The organism is Arthrobacter alpinus, assembly GCF_001445575.1.
GTDB lineage: Bacteria > Actinomycetota > Actinomycetes > Actinomycetales > Micrococcaceae > Specibacter > Specibacter alpinus_C.
Genome location: NZ_CP013200.1, coordinates 3,213,973 through 3,230,733, shown reverse-complemented (window position 1 = coordinate 3,230,733; position 16,761 = coordinate 3,213,973). Strand labels below are relative to the sequence as shown.

15 protein-coding genes are annotated in these 16,761 nt (G+C 66.2%); 10 read left to right on the top strand and 5 right to left on the bottom strand.

Annotation, left to right across the window (positions count from 1 at the left end; translation table 11 throughout):
• Positions 1–147 precede the first annotated feature (147 nt).
• Genes AS189_RS14410 through AS189_RS14390 form a run of 5 tightly spaced genes read right to left on the bottom strand, consistent with a single transcriptional unit; the run spans position 148 to position 4,576 of the window.
• Positions 148–1,311, bottom strand: a complete 1,164-nt coding sequence (locus AS189_RS14410) for a lanthionine synthetase LanC family protein (RefSeq protein ID WP_062290355.1) — start codon at positions 1,309–1,311, stop codon at positions 148–150.
• Positions 1,304–1,681 carry a T3SS effector HopA1 family protein gene (locus AS189_RS14405; RefSeq protein WP_129587290.1) on the bottom strand — a complete coding sequence of 126 codons (378 nt, stop codon included), beginning with the start codon at positions 1,679–1,681 and terminating at the stop codon, positions 1,304–1,306. Before AS189_RS14405 ends, AS189_RS14410 begins: the two co-directional genes overlap by 8 nt.
• 2 nt (positions 1,682–1,683) lie before the next feature.
• Positions 1,684–2,193: a hypothetical protein gene (locus tag AS189_RS14400; protein WP_062290350.1), complete on the bottom strand. Its 510-nt coding sequence runs from the start codon at positions 2,191–2,193 to the stop codon at positions 1,684–1,686.
• Positions 2,190–3,119 (bottom strand): phosphotransferase family protein, encoded by a 930-nt coding sequence (locus AS189_RS14395; RefSeq protein ID WP_062290347.1) that lies wholly within the window; start codon positions 3,117–3,119, stop codon positions 2,190–2,192. The genes AS189_RS14400 and AS189_RS14395 overlap by 4 nt, the downstream gene beginning before the upstream one ends.
• Positions 3,120–3,124: 5 nt before the next feature.
• A complete protein-coding gene (locus AS189_RS14390; RefSeq protein ID WP_193393487.1) occupies positions 3,125–4,576 on the bottom strand; it encodes a hypothetical protein in 1,452 nt (483 codons plus the stop codon).
• A 181-nt stretch (positions 4,577–4,757) separates the two neighbouring features.
• Between AS189_RS14390 and AS189_RS14385 the strand changes: the two genes are divergently transcribed.
• The 10 genes from AS189_RS14385 to AS189_RS14340 all read left to right on the top strand — a co-directional run bounded on the left by AS189_RS14385 (position 4,758) and on the right by AS189_RS14340 (position 16,753).
• A complete protein-coding gene (locus AS189_RS14385) occupies positions 4,758–5,579 on the top strand; it encodes a helix-turn-helix domain-containing protein (protein ID WP_082634326.1) in 822 nt (273 codons plus the stop codon).
• Between the two features lie 333 nt (positions 5,580–5,912).
• Entirely contained in the window at positions 5,913–7,817 is a 1,905-nt protein-coding gene (locus AS189_RS14380; RefSeq protein WP_062290337.1) for a phage tail sheath family protein, read from the top strand.
• A gap of 10 nt (positions 7,818–7,827) precedes the next feature.
• Positions 7,828–8,355 (top strand): phage tail protein, encoded by a 528-nt coding sequence (locus AS189_RS14375; RefSeq protein ID WP_062290334.1) that lies wholly within the window; start codon positions 7,828–7,830, stop codon positions 8,353–8,355.
• Between the two features lie 6 nt (positions 8,356–8,361).
• A complete protein-coding gene (locus AS189_RS14370) occupies positions 8,362–9,117 on the top strand; it encodes a hypothetical protein (protein WP_062290331.1) in 756 nt (251 codons plus the stop codon).
• A complete protein-coding gene (locus tag AS189_RS14365) occupies positions 9,114–9,956 on the top strand; it encodes a hypothetical protein (protein ID WP_062290328.1) in 843 nt (280 codons plus the stop codon). Before AS189_RS14370 ends, AS189_RS14365 begins: the two co-directional genes overlap by 4 nt.
• Positions 9,953–11,233, top strand: a complete 1,281-nt coding sequence (locus AS189_RS14360; RefSeq protein WP_062290325.1) for a DUF4255 domain-containing protein — start codon at positions 9,953–9,955, stop codon at positions 11,231–11,233. The genes AS189_RS14365 and AS189_RS14360 overlap by 4 nt, the downstream gene beginning before the upstream one ends.
• On the top strand, positions 11,230–13,245 hold the full coding sequence (locus AS189_RS14355; RefSeq protein ID WP_062290322.1) for an ATP-binding protein: 2,016 nt from the start codon (positions 11,230–11,232) through the stop codon (positions 13,243–13,245). The genes AS189_RS14360 and AS189_RS14355 overlap by 4 nt, the downstream gene beginning before the upstream one ends.
• Positions 13,235–13,492: a hypothetical protein gene (locus AS189_RS20550; protein ID WP_062290317.1), complete on the top strand. Its 258-nt coding sequence runs from the start codon at positions 13,235–13,237 to the stop codon at positions 13,490–13,492. Before AS189_RS14355 ends, AS189_RS20550 begins: the two co-directional genes overlap by 11 nt.
• A complete protein-coding gene (locus AS189_RS14345; RefSeq protein ID WP_062290314.1) occupies positions 13,485–14,891 on the top strand; it encodes an eCIS core domain-containing protein in 1,407 nt (468 codons plus the stop codon). The genes AS189_RS20550 and AS189_RS14345 overlap by 8 nt, the downstream gene beginning before the upstream one ends.
• Complete coding sequence (locus tag AS189_RS14340; protein ID WP_062290312.1) at positions 14,888–16,753, top strand: DUF4157 domain-containing protein; 1,866 nt, start codon at positions 14,888–14,890, stop codon at positions 16,751–16,753. The genes AS189_RS14345 and AS189_RS14340 overlap by 4 nt, the downstream gene beginning before the upstream one ends.
• Positions 16,754–16,761 lie beyond the last annotated feature (8 nt).

The following is a 16,761-nucleotide window of genomic DNA, read 5'->3' as shown; positions in this document are numbered from 1 at the left end:
TGGCGCGATTTCCGGGAACCTGGCAAGCGTGGGCCCACACGACGGTGCCGCCGGTTCCCGGAGCGGGGATGGATTTTCAAGGTCGCCCAGCGACCGCGGAAATCTTACTGCCCGCGAGGGAACCGGCGGCACCATCATCCGCACCCGTCACAGCAGCAAGGCGGGACTGGCTATTTGCTCGGGGTTGAGTATCCTGGCCAACACGAGAGCAGCCCCAGCAACACCAACAAAAAGGCCAGTGCTCCCGCTGGCCCGGAGCCCGCTTGGCCAGGCGAGGGGATCCTCTTCGAGCATGTCAAGGGCGGCCGCGGCGTATTGACGGGCGGCACCCAGGTGGGATTTTACGTTCCACGTTTCATGGGCGAGAACTAGCGCCTCGAGCGGCCCACCCAGTCCGTGGCACAACGTCAGCCCGCCGGGCAGGGTGCCGCTGCTCAACTCCCGCTGGAGTTCGGTGCCGCAAGTGGCCACGGCGGCCTCGGCTTCGGCCCGGAGCTGATCCGCAGGAAGCCCAAGGCCTACCCGGAGATGCAGCAGCCGAAGGCGGACTACCGCGATTCCGGCGGCCCCGTGGCACCAGAGCGCCGGATACGCCGGCGGATTGCTGCGCAGGTCAGGCCAGGCGCCCAGGACGGGATCGAACCAGGCGGATTCCCAGCGCAGGGCTTGGACCGCGAGCTCGGTAGCCTTCCCTGCACAGGGTGGATATGCGGCTCCCGCCTCGGCCAGGGCCAGTGCAATTCCGCTGTTGCCATGGGCCATGCCGCAAAGTGGCCTGCCCTCCGGTCCCTCGGATTCCGGCCAGCAAACGCCCATGGGGGTCTGCATCGCCATCCTGGTGAGGCGTTCCACGGCGTCAAGCGTGGCCGGCCCGCAGTAGCCCATACGCACCTGGGCTAGCAGCAGGCCAGCCAGACCGCTCGTGAGATCGGATCCGGCAACGGTTGACGGATCTGGGAGTTGTCGAGGGGTCTGGCCTGCCGCATGCTGCGCCAAGGAAATTCCGGCCTGCCCGGACAGCAATCCCGGCTGGCTGGCGTCGCCCAGGTTGCGCGAAGCTGCCACCGCAAGTTCGCCAAGATCCTTCCGGTCCGTTGCCCTGGCAAGGGCGGCGAGGGCCCACACCTTCCCGGCGTCGCCGTCGTAGAGGCCGGGCCGCCCGCCCACCATCCGCCGGGGCTCGCCGTCGGCGTCAAGGTCCCAGCTGAGCCACCCGGCCCGGCCTCCGTTCCTGATGGTGGTTGTAGAGATGGCGTCAAGGCACCGATTCAGAGCCTTCCGCAGCAAGTGCAGTTCTCCCTGCTCACCCATGGGCCCTCCTGCGCAGGTGCGGTGCAGCCGGATCCAGCCCAGCCGCCAGGAATTCTTCTGAGGCGGTGCCAAGGAAGGTCTCATCGTCCGTGTTTGTGGTGCGCTGCAGTATCACTGCCATGAGGGAACAGCGGCTCTCGCCGAAGCTGCAGCCGTCTCCGGGTTCCTGAGCCCATGAAACGCCCGGGGCGAGTATTTCGGTCAGCGGTGGACCTTGCAGATTCAGAACCCGGCCCCTAGCGCACTCCACAATGTCGCCAAAGGCAGCGGTCGAAGCCACGTAGACAACCACCGCGTCGGGGCGGCCCATGCTGTGCTCCTGCGCGACCACCTTGATCATCCACGGCTCTGTCCGGGTGTCAAGTGCCACGGTCAGCAGGCCGACCAGGTGGGGAGTTCCCACAATGCCGGGCCCAGATACACCCGTGTGACGTCTTGTGGGGCCGAGCGGGGATCCCAGCCGCCTCCCCAGCTTCGCCACCACCCCTCGGAGACCACGCCGCCGGACCGGGGAACCGCCATGATGTGTTCCCCTGCCTGTGCCGGCAGGCCCGTGCGTTCGCTGCCTTCTTGGTGGGTATAGCTCCCGCGGAGCAGGGCCCTTGCCCGGCCGTCAGCTGCCCGTGCGACGGCAACCCCGCCGGCGCCCTGGCCGATGACAATGGCCGGTGTCCAGCCCAGGGCCTCGCCTTGGGCCACCCGCAGCATGCCCTCTAATGGAGGCCAAGCAGGGTCAACGCGAGTTTCCGCCAGGGGGGCGGCATACCAGCGGCTGTACAAGGTGGCTGCGAGGTCTTGGCCGTCTGCTGCTGGCGGCGCGCCTACTGCCCTGGCTTGGAGCAATGACTTCGCGTGAGCGGGGGAGAACCCATGCACCGTCATCGCCCGCCGTGGGTCGCCAGGAATGAGGCGGCATGGCGCCTCGCTGCTTCAAATTGTTCATTGCCGTGATCAGCATGGTCTCCCCGCTGCGTGCCGTGTGCCGCCAGTTGCCATGCGCTCTGGACTGCACGCAGGGTGAGCAGCGAATCGTCAAGGCGGGCCGGCCCACCCCGCTGCCAATACTCCGTGAGGAATTCCGCGCCGCTGCCGCCAAGACCGCGCAAGGTGGACACTGCCGTGGCCAAGTCCCAGGCCGGATGGCCCATTCCGGCGCCCTCCAAGTCCACTAGCCATGCCCGGCCCCGATGGATGATGACGTTGTTCGCCGATACATCCCCATGGATCCATGCTGTGGCCGTCCACCGGGAGGCCGCGTGGTTCAGAGCAGCCCGCACTCCAGGTTCGTCGGCCAGCTCCAGGACCGCGGCACACGCCGAGCCAGCGGGACTGCCAGCCATCGACGGGGGCAGATGATCGGACCGCAGCGCCCAGGGCTCAGGTGCCCGTGGCAGATCCACCACGGAAACGCCAACAGACCAGGTGTGGAGCTCGGCGAGCGATCTCGCCAAGGCCCGGCAGGCGACGTCGAATTCGTCCCCGCCGAAGGGGACTTCAGCCAGGGTCTGGCCAGGCACTGCACGCACCCAGACGGCTGCGGCATCGTCGAGGGGAAGGAGACGCGGCACACAGTTCAACCCGGCCAAGGCCGTGAGCGCCATACGTTCATTCATGACGACGTCGTCCCCGTCCAGCATCGAGGAGGCCCCGCGCTGCTTTACATAGGCCAGCGGCACCCCGTGCCGCTCTACCCGGTGGACGACATTGCTGCGAGGCTGCGGGTACACGGATACTGCCCCGTCCAGGACTTCGCCGGCGTCAAGAATTGCAGCCGCAACGCCACGGGCCACCAAGACGGGGATCGTCACGGAACTCAGCTTTCACCTTCTTGCTCAATGGCCGCGATTTCCTCAAGTGCGGCAAGATATCCGGCGAGGTAGGCCGGATCCCCGTCAAACGATCCCGTATCGTATTGGGAGCCCAGCCAGCCAGCATCCCCGGAATCCCCGCGAGGCCCGGGGTTAATGACCTCTCCGGGGATCTCCCAGTCACCCGGGCAGCCGCCGCGCGTCAGGACGTTGCAGACGACCGGACGAGTCACGAGGCAGACCGGTGCGCGGGTCACTTGGCAGACCGGTGTGCGTGTCACGATGTTGCAGATCACTGTTCGGGTCTCCACGTAGCAGGTCACTGTTCGGGTCACATGGCAGACGGCCAGGCGGGTCTCGACGTAGCAGGTGGCCGGCCGCGTCAGCTCACACACCGAGAGTCTCGTGTTCAGGCAGGTGAGGATGGGCCTCGTGACCACAACTGCAGGCCGCACCAGGAGGTCGACGCCGAGCTCATCGAGGGCCGTTGCGATCGGATTGGCAAAGGTGGTGGAGCCGTCGGAGGAACCGGCGAACAGCAGGCCAACGACGTTGCGGTTCATGTCCAGCACCGTTGACCCGGAATCCCCGTGGTCGGAGAAGCGGGCGGACTGTGCCGTGTCGGTGGAGATGCGGATCTGGTGCCGGAGCGTGCGGGTGCCAATGCCGTCGCCGTAGTCAATGCTGAGCGTAGCGTCCGTCGAGGCTACGCTTCCGAAGGTGTGCTCCGTGGTTCGGCCGCGCTTCTGGACGGCCATGCCCGTGGTGGCCGCGGCGGTGCCCGCCACGTCGCCGATTCCTTCCACCGTGTAGTCCCAAGCCTTGGAAGAATCGACGGTGACCACTGCGCCGTCGGTATTCTCCGTCAGCTGGGCCCGCGTCAGTGCACCGAATTCCTGGGTGGCTGGGCTGCCCCCGTCCACGCGCCCCGGCTGGACCATGCGGTTGCCCACGGCCCAGCCGCTGTCAACGCAGGCGACGTGGAAGTTGGTCAGCGCCATGGTGGCGCCGCTGGCCCGGTCTCGGACCATGGCACCCAGAGTGCCGACAAACACGTAGTTTCCCGGAGCCGGAACATCCGGCGGGTTCATGAAGATGCTGCGTGACGGGCCAATGCTGATGCCTCCGTGCAAGGTGGTGTAGCTCGTGGCGTCCACCTGGAGGCCGCCATCTAGCTGTAGCATGGCCGCCTGAAGTTCGATGACGAGCTCCTGAACGTCGGTTTTGACTCCGTCAATCACCGGCGGAACCACATCCTTGGCGTTCAGGGCTGACTTCTTCTTCTTTTCCTCGACGTAGACCACGATGCTCAGCTCACCGGTGGGCTTGCCACCGCTGACCTTCTCACCGATGTCCACACCCACAACGCCCGGGGCGCGCAGGAGCTGGTCCTCCACGGCATCCTTGACAGGGCGGATCGCCGCCTTTTGCTGGTGTTCGGTTCCGTCAGACATCATGGGCTCCTAGTCCTCCAAGCCGACCTGCGTGGCTTTGGAAAGTTGGCCCCGAAAAGCTGTTCCCCCGGGGCATTGTATTTCCGCCGCGATTCAATCAAACTTCGCTTACACACATGATTCGCTTCGGGAGTCATCGTCGCCTAGTAGAAATGCGACGCCCGGGTGAGAAGGTTTGGGATCGATGCGAACTGTCCAATCCGCCCCTGCCTCGCCTGTCTTGCGCCCATTTGTGCGGGCGTTCGCCCAGCGCACCCTGACAGGAACTTTCGACCCCCAGCCGATGCCGGCCTTTCTGGAAACGGTGATCCACTTCGATTTCGGTGACCCTTTGCGAGTCCAGTTGCAAGATGGCAGCTGTGAGAGTACCCGCCCCATGTCCCTGGTGGGGCCGCACACGCATTCGGTCACCAGTCTGCGGTTCGAGGGCACCATCGATTCCTTCGCCATCTTCTTGGCGCCCATGGCCCTATGGACGCTGTTTCGGGTGCCGAGCCGACTGGTGGCGGAGAGGCATTTCGATTCGCGGGACGTGTTGGGACGTCCCCTTGAGGAACTGTGGAACGTCTTGGCCGAATCAACCAGCTTTCTTGAGCGAATAGAGCTGGCGGAGGCGTTCCTGTACCGGCAGTTGTGTCTGGACAGGGGCGCACCGACCGCCACGTCGGCAGCGGTGTCCCTGCTGGCCCGGTGTGACGGTCGCATCGCCATCACGGATTTGGCATGGCAAATGAACCTGTGTGTGCGGGAGCTGGAGAGGGCCTTCATTCGCGAACTCGGCGTTACGCCGAAGCGGTTCGCGCGGGTGGCGCGCTTCCAGTCGGCATTAGACGCCAAAGTCCGTTGCCCGGAGAAGTCGTGGCTGGACATCTCGGTCGGCGCTGGCTATCACGACCAAATGCACCTGATCCATGAGTTTGAGACGTTCTGTGGTCTTTCTCCCACAGTGGCCATGGGCCGCCTGGGGGATTCCCGGCCGGTGGCACTGGCGTCTTGGCAGGCCTAGGCATGACCTCATCAACCGCGGCCCGGGTACAAGCCCATAGCGATCAGTGCCGCCGCGTTCAGGATCACAGCGGCATCATGCGTTTGATGGGCCCATGGAAGATTCTGTGGCCGGTCCATGGCTGAGTTGTGAGAGAAATTTCTGGAGCGAAATGGCAACGGTGAGGGTGAATTTTGCGAGAGAAATATGTTGTTGACACCGCGTGCATGTGGGGCGCATTCTTTGGATTATTAGTTGTTGTATGACCCGAGTTTTTCATCGCTACGGCGGCCCGCCACCTAGGCTCCGTTTAGCGCCCAAAAATTGTGCAGCTCCAGTCCTGGTGGGGTTCTCATGCCAGTGTCAACAAGTTATCCGGGCGTCTACATCACCGAAGTAGACAGCGGCGTCCACACCATCACCGGAGTGGCAACCTCCATCACCGCCTTCATTGGGAGGGCCGCCAGAGGTCCGGCCGACACTCCCGTGAGCATCAACAGCTACTCCGACTTTGAACGGACATTTGGCGGTCTCTGGCTGCAAAGCTCCTTGGGCTACGCCGTCCGCGACTTCTACAGAAACGGCGGCAGGCGGGCGATCGTTGTCCGCCTGTTCCACAACAGCGCCCCAGACGCAGTTGGCCAGACGCAGGGTGCCGGAACCATCGCGGCCCGCAAGATTGCCATGGACACGGCCAATGCTGTGTCCGGCGCAACGCCGGCGCTCGCAGCCGACGCCGCACAGACGAAGGCAGACACCTATGTGGATCAGGCCGCCAAGGCCCTGGCACAGAAGGTGGCAACCGCAGCAAAGACGGCCGTCACAGCGGGTGCCACGGTGGCATCGGTGCAGGCCGCAGCCGTGGCAGCAGCCCTCGCGGCAACCCAGCTGGACTTTGCAACCCTTGCCCTCGGTGGCCTGGTCCTGACAGCAAAGGCACCGGGTGCTTGGGGCAACGGGTTACGTGCCCGGGTCAAGCTGCTGCATGTGAAGGACCCGGTGACCAATGCCGACACCACGGTGCCCAATATCTTCAACCTCATGGTCCGCGATGCCAGCACCGGCAACGTGGAAACTTTCCTCAACGTGTCCATTGAGACCGGCAACCGCCGCCGCGTGGACTTGGTGCTGGCGGCCGAATCGGCACTCGTCGCCGCTGCGGGGGCGCCGGGGACGGTCCCGCCGGAGAGCCCGGAGCCCAACAATGGGAAGGGCCAGTTTGACCCATGGGCCGACAACTACGTGGCTGCTACGGCAACAGACGCTGAACTGCCGGCCACCAACACCGTAGTGGCGCCAGATGGCCAGGCGAGTGACGGCCTTGCACTGGACAGCACCGACTTCAATGGACAGGGTAAGCGGGCGGCAAAGCGGGGCCTCTACGCTCTGGACAATGCGGACCTGTTCAACCTGCTGTGCATCCCGCCGTACCAAGCAGGCGCCAGTGGCGGTCCCAACGACGGCGACATTGAGTACGGTGCTCTTGTTCCGGATGCAGTGGCCTACTGCCAGGCGCGCCGGGCTGTCCTGGTGCTCGACTCCCCGCATGACTGGAGCGAAGCGGCAGAGGTCGTCACAGGCATGGCAAACCAGGCCGTAGCCACCACCAGTAACTACGCGGTGCTGTATTTCCCCCGGATGGTGGTGCCGGATCCGCTGCGCGACAACAGGCCCGGGGAACTGGTGCCCAGCGGTGCCCTGGCTGGAATCATGGCCCGCACAGACAGTAGCCGGGGTGTCTGGAAGGCGCCCGCCGGCCTGGAGGCCACAGTCAACGGCACCCAGAAGCTCACGGTGCCGCTGACGGATGCCGAAAACGGAAACCTGAACCCGCTGGGCGTGAACTGCCTGCGCACCTTCCCAGCCTCCGGCACGGTGGCATGGGGTGCGCGCACCCTCGAAGGGAACGACCAGCTGGCTTCGGAATGGAAATACCTGCCCGTGCGCCGTACGGCGCTGTTCATCGAGGAGAGCCTGTTCCGTGGCACACAGTGGGTCGTGTTTGAACCCAATGATGAACCGCTGTGGGCGCAGGTCCGTCTCAACGTGGGTGCGTTCATGCACGATTTGTTTAGGCAGGGCGCCTTCCAAGGGTCCACGCCCAAGGACGCGTACTTTGTGAAGTGCGACTCCGAAACCACCACGCAGAACGACATCAACGCCGGTGTGGTGAACATACTGGTGGGTTTCGCGCCGCTCAAGCCAGCCGAATTCGTTATTATTTCGCTCCAGCAAATCGCCGGCGCGGTCCAGGCCTGAGGAGGACGCCATGGCCCAGTTCAGTGTCAATGCCCAGCGCTTTGACCCGTACAAGAATTTCAAGTTCCGCATCAAGTGGGACGGGCACTACGTGGCCGGCGTCAGCAAGGTGGGCGGGCTGAAGAGGACCACGGAAGTGATTAAACACCGTGAAGGAGGGGACCCGTCCTCGAGTAGGAAATCCCCGGGCCGCACCGAGTTCGAGGCCATCACCATTGAGCGGGGGGTCACGCACGACACCGACTTCGAGGCATGGGCGGCCAAGGTATGGGACTTCGGGTCCGGGCTCGGTGCCGAGGCGTCACTGAAGGACTTCCGCAAGGACATCATCCTGGAGGTCTACAACGAGGCAGGCCAGAAGGTCCTGGCCTACAACATCCACCGCTGCTGGGTCTCGGAATACCAGGCCCTGCCGGACCTTGACGCCAATGCCAACGCCGTGGCGATCGCCCACATCAAGCTGGAGAACGAGGGCTGGGAACGGGACACCTCCGTCACCGAACCCACCGAGCCGTCTCTGACCCCGGCAAACGGGTGATGAAGCGTGCCCGGGCCAGGGGCAGCCCAACTGCTGGAGGTGTGGGGGAACGGTCTTGGCCAGGACCCTGTGCGCCGGGCCCTGGTGATGCTCGCCGCCGCGGTTCCAGACGCCGACCCGGACGGGCTGGTCGACTGGCCGCTAGGCAGGCGTGACACACAACTGCTGGCCTTCAGGGCCTCTCTGTTCGGCGCCGGGCTTGAAGCTATTGCCCAGTGCCCCGGTTGCGGGATGGAGGTAGTGCTCGCCTTTACCGCCGCTGACCTTGCGGCTCCGCAGTACGCCCAGTCTGCCGCGCCGCTCACGGTAAGTCTGGAGCGCTACGAGGCCACCCTGCGCCCGGTCACGAGCCGGGACCTGCTTGCACTGGATCGCACCAACCCTGAACAACTCGACAGCGACAGCGCCAGCCCGGCTGAAACCGCACTCGCCGCCCGCTGCATCACAGCCGTCACGGAAGGCGGCGCCCCCGTTGACCCCGGCACGTTGCCACCGGAAGTACTGGCCACCCTAGGGGAGGAACTGGGCCGCGCCGACCCCGCCGCCGCCACAGAGTTGTCGGTGCAGTGCCCCGGCTGTGGCCAGGGCTGGCTTGCTCCCTTCCACATTGCCTCCTATCTGTGGAGCGAGCTGCACCACTGGGCCCGCCGCCTGCTGATCGACGTCCACACGCTGGCACGCGCCTATGGCTGGTCCGAGCGCGACATCCTGGCCCTGCCGCCCCTGCGCCGTCAGGCCTACTTGGGGCTGGTAGCGACATGAGCTTCCTGGCCGGCCTGCTGCGCCGCGAACTTCCGCCCGCTCCCTCCGCCGCGGGCGCAGTTGCAAGCACGACGTCGGCCCTCGCCGTGGTGCCTCGGCTCGCCTCCCGCTTTGAAAACCCGGGCACACCCTGGTGGCCGGGATCCGGTGACGGGCGCGACGGCAACCACCTTGAACGTCTTGAGGAACGCGATGCCAAGGAGGGCCTGCGAAGCGGCACGCAAACCGGCGATGCACGCCGGCCAGGCAACCCCTCCCGTCCAGCTACGGGCCAGGAGGGAACCGCCCGGCCGGAGGAGGCGCCCGTGTCCCTGGCACACCGTCCATGGTCGGCGCCGGGAGCGTCCGCCCTGCATTCCAGCGTTACTGAGAGGTCCCCCCGCATGGGGATGGAAACCAGCCCCGGGCGCCCCGCAGCGGCTGACGCTCTTCCAATGCCCGTGTCACTGTCCACGGTCTTTTCCGGCGCCGGGCCCATGGATCCTGCAACGGCATCCACGGTGCCACTGTTTGCCCAGACCACCACGGAAGATGGGGCGGGGCGCATGGGGCGGATGGCCGGCGTCGTGCAAGGGATGGAAGGGATGCGGGACAACGGCCGAGCAGACCACAGCCATGGGGTGGGGCCTGCGGTGTGGCAGGGAAGCACTGAAGGGGCCGTGCGGCCCAGGCTGGAGCCACTGGCCCGGCGGGAACCCGCCAAGGCACCCGAGCAGCACATCCATGTCAGCATAGGGCGGATCGAGGTCAGGGCCGTGAGCGCACCAGCTCCGCAGCCCCCTGCGAGGGAACGGGCCGGGCTCATGGGCTTGGATGAGTACCTCAGGGACCGGTCATGAGCAGCTCATGGGCGATCGCCGCCGTCACTGCCACGCTGCGGAACCTGCTCCAAGGCAAGATGCCGCAGCTCGATCCCGTGCTGCAGGATCTCTCCGTCACCACGCGGACGCCAGACACGGCCCGCAAGACAATGACCGGCACATCCCTGAACGTGTTCTTGTTCGGCACTGCCGTCAACGCGGCCTGGCGCAACCAAGACCCGGCGCCGAGCCAAGGCGGGCCAGCCAGCCCGCCGCTGGCACTGAACCTGCACTACCTAGTGACCGCCTACGGCCGCGACGACTCCGATCAAGATGCCGTCAGCCACCGCGTGCTCGGGGCTGCCATGGGGGTGCTCCACGACCACAGTGTCCTGGGCGCCGACGAACTCGCAGCAGCCTTGGCCAACAGCGGCGTGGGAGAGCAAGCCGAACGCATCCGCATCACGCCCCTGCCACTGGGCGTTGATGAGCTCTCCAAGCTCTGGACGGCGTTCCAAACCAACATGCGAGTCTCTGCCGCCTATGAGGTTTCCGTGGTGCTGATCGACAGCCAGGCCCCGGCCCGGGCGCCGCTGCCCGTGCTGGCCCGCGGCGCCAACGACGAAGGCGTCCATTCCGTTCTGGGCGCGGCACCTACCCTGACAAGGATGCTGCCGCCGCGCTCGCAGGCCGCAGCACGCCAGGGAGAGACCGTGCTGGTGGAGGGAAGCAGTCTCTCCACCGTGGGCACCGTGCTGCGATTCACGAGCCTGTGGCGGCCGCAACCGCCCACCCTGCCGCTGCCGTCAGTAGAACTGGCACCCGTGGCAGGCCCGGGCCCGGGCCAGCTGGTGGTGGCGCTGCCGGAGCTGGCCGATGACGCGCTCGCGTGGGGGAACTGGGTGCCGGGCTTCTATTCCGTGGCGGCAGTGACTGCGCAGTCGGGACTGCCCCCACTGGTGAGCGGCGCGGTGGGGCTAGCCCTGGCACCGACGATCACGCTCAGCCCGCATGCCCCGGCGACCGTTGCCGTTGGCGACACCGTCACGCTCAAGTGTTCTCCTCGTATTGGCGACGGCCAGAACATCGTGATTCTATGCGGGGAGGCCTCCGTGGCACCGGACTCGGTAGACAACCCAGCATCCGGGGACCCCGGGTTCGCAAGCACCCCCACCACCATCACCTTCACAGCGCCCAACGCGGGTGCGGGCACCCACCCTGTCCGGCTCCGCGTGGACGGCGTGGACAGCATCCCCGTCACCTTCACAGGTGCCGTGCCAGCGTTCGACTCGGCCCAGCAGGTGATCATCACATGAACGCGCGGGAGCAATGGCTGGCCACCAATGACGACTTCCTCTCGGTCCGCCTCGACTGGTTGCGCGGCAGGCTGCAGGCGCTCGCCGACGGCACTCGGCATTTACCAGGCCCGGGTGCGAATGACAGCCGTGACGCCGTGGGCTCTGCGGTGGAACCCGCCGGTCCGGAACCCCGATCGTTGCCTATCCCGCCGGCCCCCGGGCCCGATCTTCCTCTGGCTCGGCTTGCTTCCTCGTTCGGCCTGACCGGCTTTGAAACGGACATCGTGTTCCTGTGCGCCGCCATGGAACTGGACACCGGGATGGGTGCCCTTTGCGCGGCGGCACAGCACGATTCAGGACTTGACCACCCCACCTTTGCCCTGGCCATGAGGCTCTTTGACGGCCCAGCCTGGGACGCCATGTCCCCGGACGGGCCGCTGCGACATTGGCCGCTGATCAACATTGGGGCGCAAGGGCCACTTACCGTCGCCAGGCTCACGGCCGACGAACGCGTGGTGAACTTCATCAAGGGGCTGCATCACCTGGACTGGAGACTCGGCGGACTTCTTGCGCCAGTGCCCGCTCCTGAGACCCTCCCGCCGTCGCAGACGGAAATCGCCGTGCGGATCTGTGCCCTGGTGCAGGCCACCAGGCCCGTGCAGGAATTCATGCTGACCGGCAGCAGTCGAAGCAGCAAAGAGCTGGTGGCCGCAACTGTGGCCCGTGCCTTTGGGCTGGAGCTGTTCAAGCTCGATGCCGAAATCCTCCCGGGCGGGCAGCCGGACACCGTGCCGTTGGCCCGCTTGTGGCACAGGGAGGTGCTACTCAACGCCGTGGCACTCTTTATTGATGCTGCCGACGCCGGACCGGCCGGGCAGCAGCTGGTGCGCCGATGGTTGTCCGAATCGGGGGGACTGGTGTTTGTGGCCGTCCACGAACCATGGCCCCGTGCGGAAGCCTTGAGCGTTCACGTTGCCCGGCCCACTGCAGGGGAGCAGTCTGTGGTGTGGCGTGCTGGGCTCGACGCCGAGGGTGCCGCCGTGCTGGCTTGCCATTTCGACCTGGACTTGCCGGCCATTGCGGATACCTTGGCTCGAGCCGCCATAAGCCCGTCCGCCCGCCGCCTTGACGCCCCCGCCGATGGAGCCCCGGAGTTTGCCGCGGTCTGGGCGGCCGCCCTGGACGCGGCTCGGCCCGCCCTGGACCAGCTGGCACAACGGGTTCCGGCGAAGGCTCGGCTGGCGCAGCTCAAGCTCCCGGACGCCGAGATGGCGCTGCTGCGCGAGATTGTGGGGCAGGTGGCCCACCGCGGAACCGTCTATTACGACTACGGATTCGCGGCCCGTCTGAACCGCGGAACAGGCATCAGCGTGCTGTTTGCGGGGGAGAGCGGCACTGGAAAGACCATGGCCGCTGAGGCACTGGCCGCCGAGCTGGGACTGCTGCTGTACAAGATCGACCTCTCCGCCGTGGTCAGCAAGTACATTGGCGAAACGGAGAAGAATCTCCGCAGCCTCTTCGACGCGGCCGAATCCGGCGGGGCCGTGCTGTTCTTCGACGAGGCCGATGCCCTGTTCGGTAAGCGCAGCGAGGTCAGGGACAGCCACGACCGATACGCCAACATCGAGGTCAGCTACCTGCTCCAGCGCATGGAGAGTTTTAACGGCTTGGCCGTGCTCGCCTCCAACCGCAAGGACAGCGTGGACCCGGCCTTCCTGCGCCGCCTGCGGTTTGTGGTGAACTTCCCGTTCCCCGCCCAAGCCCAGCGGCATTCCATCTGGCAGGAGGCGTTCCCGGCCGAAACGCCCGTGGGTGGGCTCGATCTGGACCGGCTGGCCCGGCTGAACCTCACCGGTGGCAGCATCCACAACGTGGCGCTGAACGCTGCCTTCCTTGCCGCGAACGACGGCGGACTGGTCACCATGGAACTCATGCTCGCCGCCGCGCGGACCGAGTTCCGCAAGCTTGAGCGCCCCATCAACGACGCCGACTTTGCATGGGCCCCGGGGGTGGACCGCCATGGCCATTGACGTTCGCATCGAGCGGTTGATCCTGAATGGGATGGGCCTTGACGCCCGCACCGCCGCCCTGGTTGCCGCCGCCGTCGAAGCTGAACTGGCCAGCCGACTGGCGGCCGGTTCCTTCGACACTGCCATGGGTGCCGTCGCCGTGCCCGTGCTGCGCACGCCCCCTGTGCAGGTGCATGAAGGGGCCAGTCCGCAGGCTTTGGGCCGCGGCATTGCCGGGGCCGTGTTGGGAGGGTTGCGCCATGGCTGAGATGTTTCAGCGAGCGGTCGCGGAAAAGGCCAGGGCGGCCGTGCAGGCTCCCGTGGCCCGCCCGGCACTCCCGCTGGAGGTGGCCGGCCGGCATGGTGGAGGCAGCCCACTGCCCGAGGCCGAGCGCCGGGAATTTGAGGGCCGCTTCGGCACAGATTTCAGCAGGGTCCGGGTCCATGCCGACGCCGCGGCGGCAGGACTGGCCGTCTCGCTAAATGCCGCAGCCTTAACCGTTGGCAGTGACATCTTCTTTGCGTCCGGGCTCTACGCGCCCGGCACAGCTGAGGGCCGCACACTGCTGGCCCATGAACTGACACACACGCTGCAGCCGGCAGGTGAGGGCCTCTCCGCCCAAGGCGACGCGGCGGAACAGGCAGCGGAACAAAGTGCCGCAGCCTACACGGGCGGCCACACCATGCATGTGCCGCACCGCGGCGCAGCCCTGCCTGGTGCCATCAGGCGCCAGCCGCTGAACGGCGCCAGTGGCCCCGGACAGGCTGACCCCGGAACGGCCTTGATTGAAGGCGCATCGCCCATTCTTGCTTCTGCAATCGGATCCCAGAACTTGGACAATTTCCCCACCGGCCAGGCGGAACCGACTCCGGACCACCTAGCGCAGTTGAAGGTCTTGGCCGCAACCATCAACATCTTGCTCAGGAGCTATCCGCGCTCGAGCATAACCATCATCGGCCACGCAGACACCGTGGGTGAAGATGCCAGCAATGTCACCCTGGGTCAGGGCCGTGCCGAGGCCGTGGCGGCCGCACTGTACCAAATGGATGTCCCGGCCATCATCTCCACCCAAAGCCAGGGCGAGGGCCCCTCGCAGGCTGTGGTAACAGGGGACAAGGTCTCCAATGCCCGCAACAGGCGGGTTGAGATTCGCTTCCACCCCCGCAAGTCCCCGATGGGCAGGATGGTCCCGGAGCTTGTCCCGCCGTCGAAACCGGGCGGTGTCACGTTTGGCGGGCCCGTCGACCAAGGCGGCGGCAAGCCGATTGACCTGAACTTCCATCCCAAGCCCGTGCCGGACGACGGCAGCAACCTCCCTCGGGACTACTACAAACCGCTGCCCCCGCCGATTCCGGGGAGCGGGCGGACGTCGCTGTTGGAAACCGCTGGCCAAAAAATCATTGACCCGGTCATTGACGCCGTGGCCGGTTGGTTGTCCAAAGACAAACGCGACTGGCTCAAGGAGAAGGCCCGAGACGGCGTCGAAAAAGGATCCAAGGCCCTTGTTCGTGCCGCGGCGAAAGACGTCGGCATCACGGACAATGGCCAGCTGGATGACATCGAGAAGGCCGTTGAAAACGCCATAAAATACAAGGGCGGCAATGGGGACCGGGGCGAAAAGTGGGACCAAGGCGAGCGATGGGACCAAAGGGGGAAAACGCCATGACGTCGGGTGGGGGTGGCAGCACACTTGCCCGGGAACATGCCGCGGACGCCGTCGCCACGCGGATGTCGGGGCTGGCCCCGCGCCCGGAACGCCATGAACGCGCCGTTCCACTGACGGGGCCGCTGGAGGCAGTCTTGGCCCGCGGGGCGCGCCGCAGCATGGACTCCACTGGCCAGCCGCTGGCCGCCGAAGCACGCAGGGCACTGGAGCATGTCACCGGCGCCGACCTCTCGGCCGTCCGGGTCCATGCCAGCGACGCCGCCGGTCGTTTCGCCGAATCCGTGGGGGCCAACGCCGCCACGGTGGGGCAGAACATCCTCGGCAGCGCCGCTCGACTCAACCCCGCCACGGCCGATGGCCTGCGAGTGCTCAGCCACGAGGCCGCGCATGCCGTGCAGCAGCGGCAGTCCGCCACTCCCTCCATCGTTTTCGACGTTATTGACGACGTCCGCGACAAGCTGTCCTACGGCCTCCGGGATTGGGCAGTGACAGACGCAGACGCCACCACGTCCCTGGCTGCCCTCGCCGCGCTGCCCGCTCCCGCGCTGGCAGCGGGACTTGGCCGGCTGGAGCAAAAGTACCTTGACCGGCTCATTGAAAACCTCCCCGATTCCGCTAAAACCGGTCCGGCCTACCAGCGCGTCCTTGCGGCCATTGGTGTGGCCCGGGCGCTGCCGTCGGCAGAGGAATCGCTGAGCTACGGGCTGTTCGATTGGGCGGTGACCGACACCGATGTCAGCAACGTCTTCAACACCATGGCGAATTTGCCGCCCGCCCAGCAGGAAGTGTTCCTGGCCGGGCTGGAGCGCAACGGCACGTTGGGCCGGCTCATCAACAACTCCAACGCGGGGCACCAGGCCCGCTATATCCGCCCCTGGGTTAATTCCCTGACTCCCGGCCGGCTCACGGCGGGCCAGCAGCGCATCCTGCGCGTGATCGTCACCGAATCGGACGACGGCGCCCTGCCCACCTTAATCTTGGCCGCCGGCACGCGCTTTGACGTCCCCGTGGGCCGAGGGGCCATTGCCAGCCTGACCGCCGCCGATTGGAAGGTCCCTGCCCTGCGACAAACTTACCTGGCCTTGGATGGTCTGCCCGACGGGCATGTTGCCCGGAACGCCGCGTTCCGGCGCCTAGGCGCCTTTACCGAAGGCGCCGATGCGCAAGGGGAAACCACCACGGGCGTGTATTCGGGCCGTCGGCGGGAACTGGACATGAACGTGGCCGAAACGGAGCTGAGCCAAACAGCCCTGCATGAGACCGGCCACGCGGTGGACAAGCAGATGGGCTGGACACAAGGCACCGAACCAGCGAGCGCCTCGAGGGGTGGCTGGGTGCAATATGCCCTCAACCCGGAATTCGTCGCCCACGACATGGTTGACGACTCCCACACCGGAATCTTTGCCCTGCCCACGCTCCAGCGCGACGACGTGGAGGTGGAGATGACCACCGCCATGACAAACCAGTCTGTTACAGGCCTGCTCGCGCGGATTAGTGCCCGGCCCTGGTATGCCGGCCTGGCCGCACCCGTGAAGGCCGCCATCGCCGCCGACCCCGCGTTGTCGGCAATTGGCACGGCCCTGGACCATCCGTGGTTCAAGCCCGACGGCGGCGACCGGCTGGGCGCGCCCGACGCACACGTCTATGAACTCTCCGACCCGCCGTCTTGGAATCGCTACAACTTTGAGGCGCGCAGCAGGATGGTCACGCCCTACCAGTTCAACGGCCCTCCCGATTGGTTTGCCGAGGTGTATTCGTTCTACTTTGGCGGGCCTGAGAAACGCCGGGTGCTGACCCAAAAGGACCCGGACACGGCCGCCTACTTTGCATCAACTGTGGCCCCGCTGGCCCCCTCGAGGTGAGGGGTAGC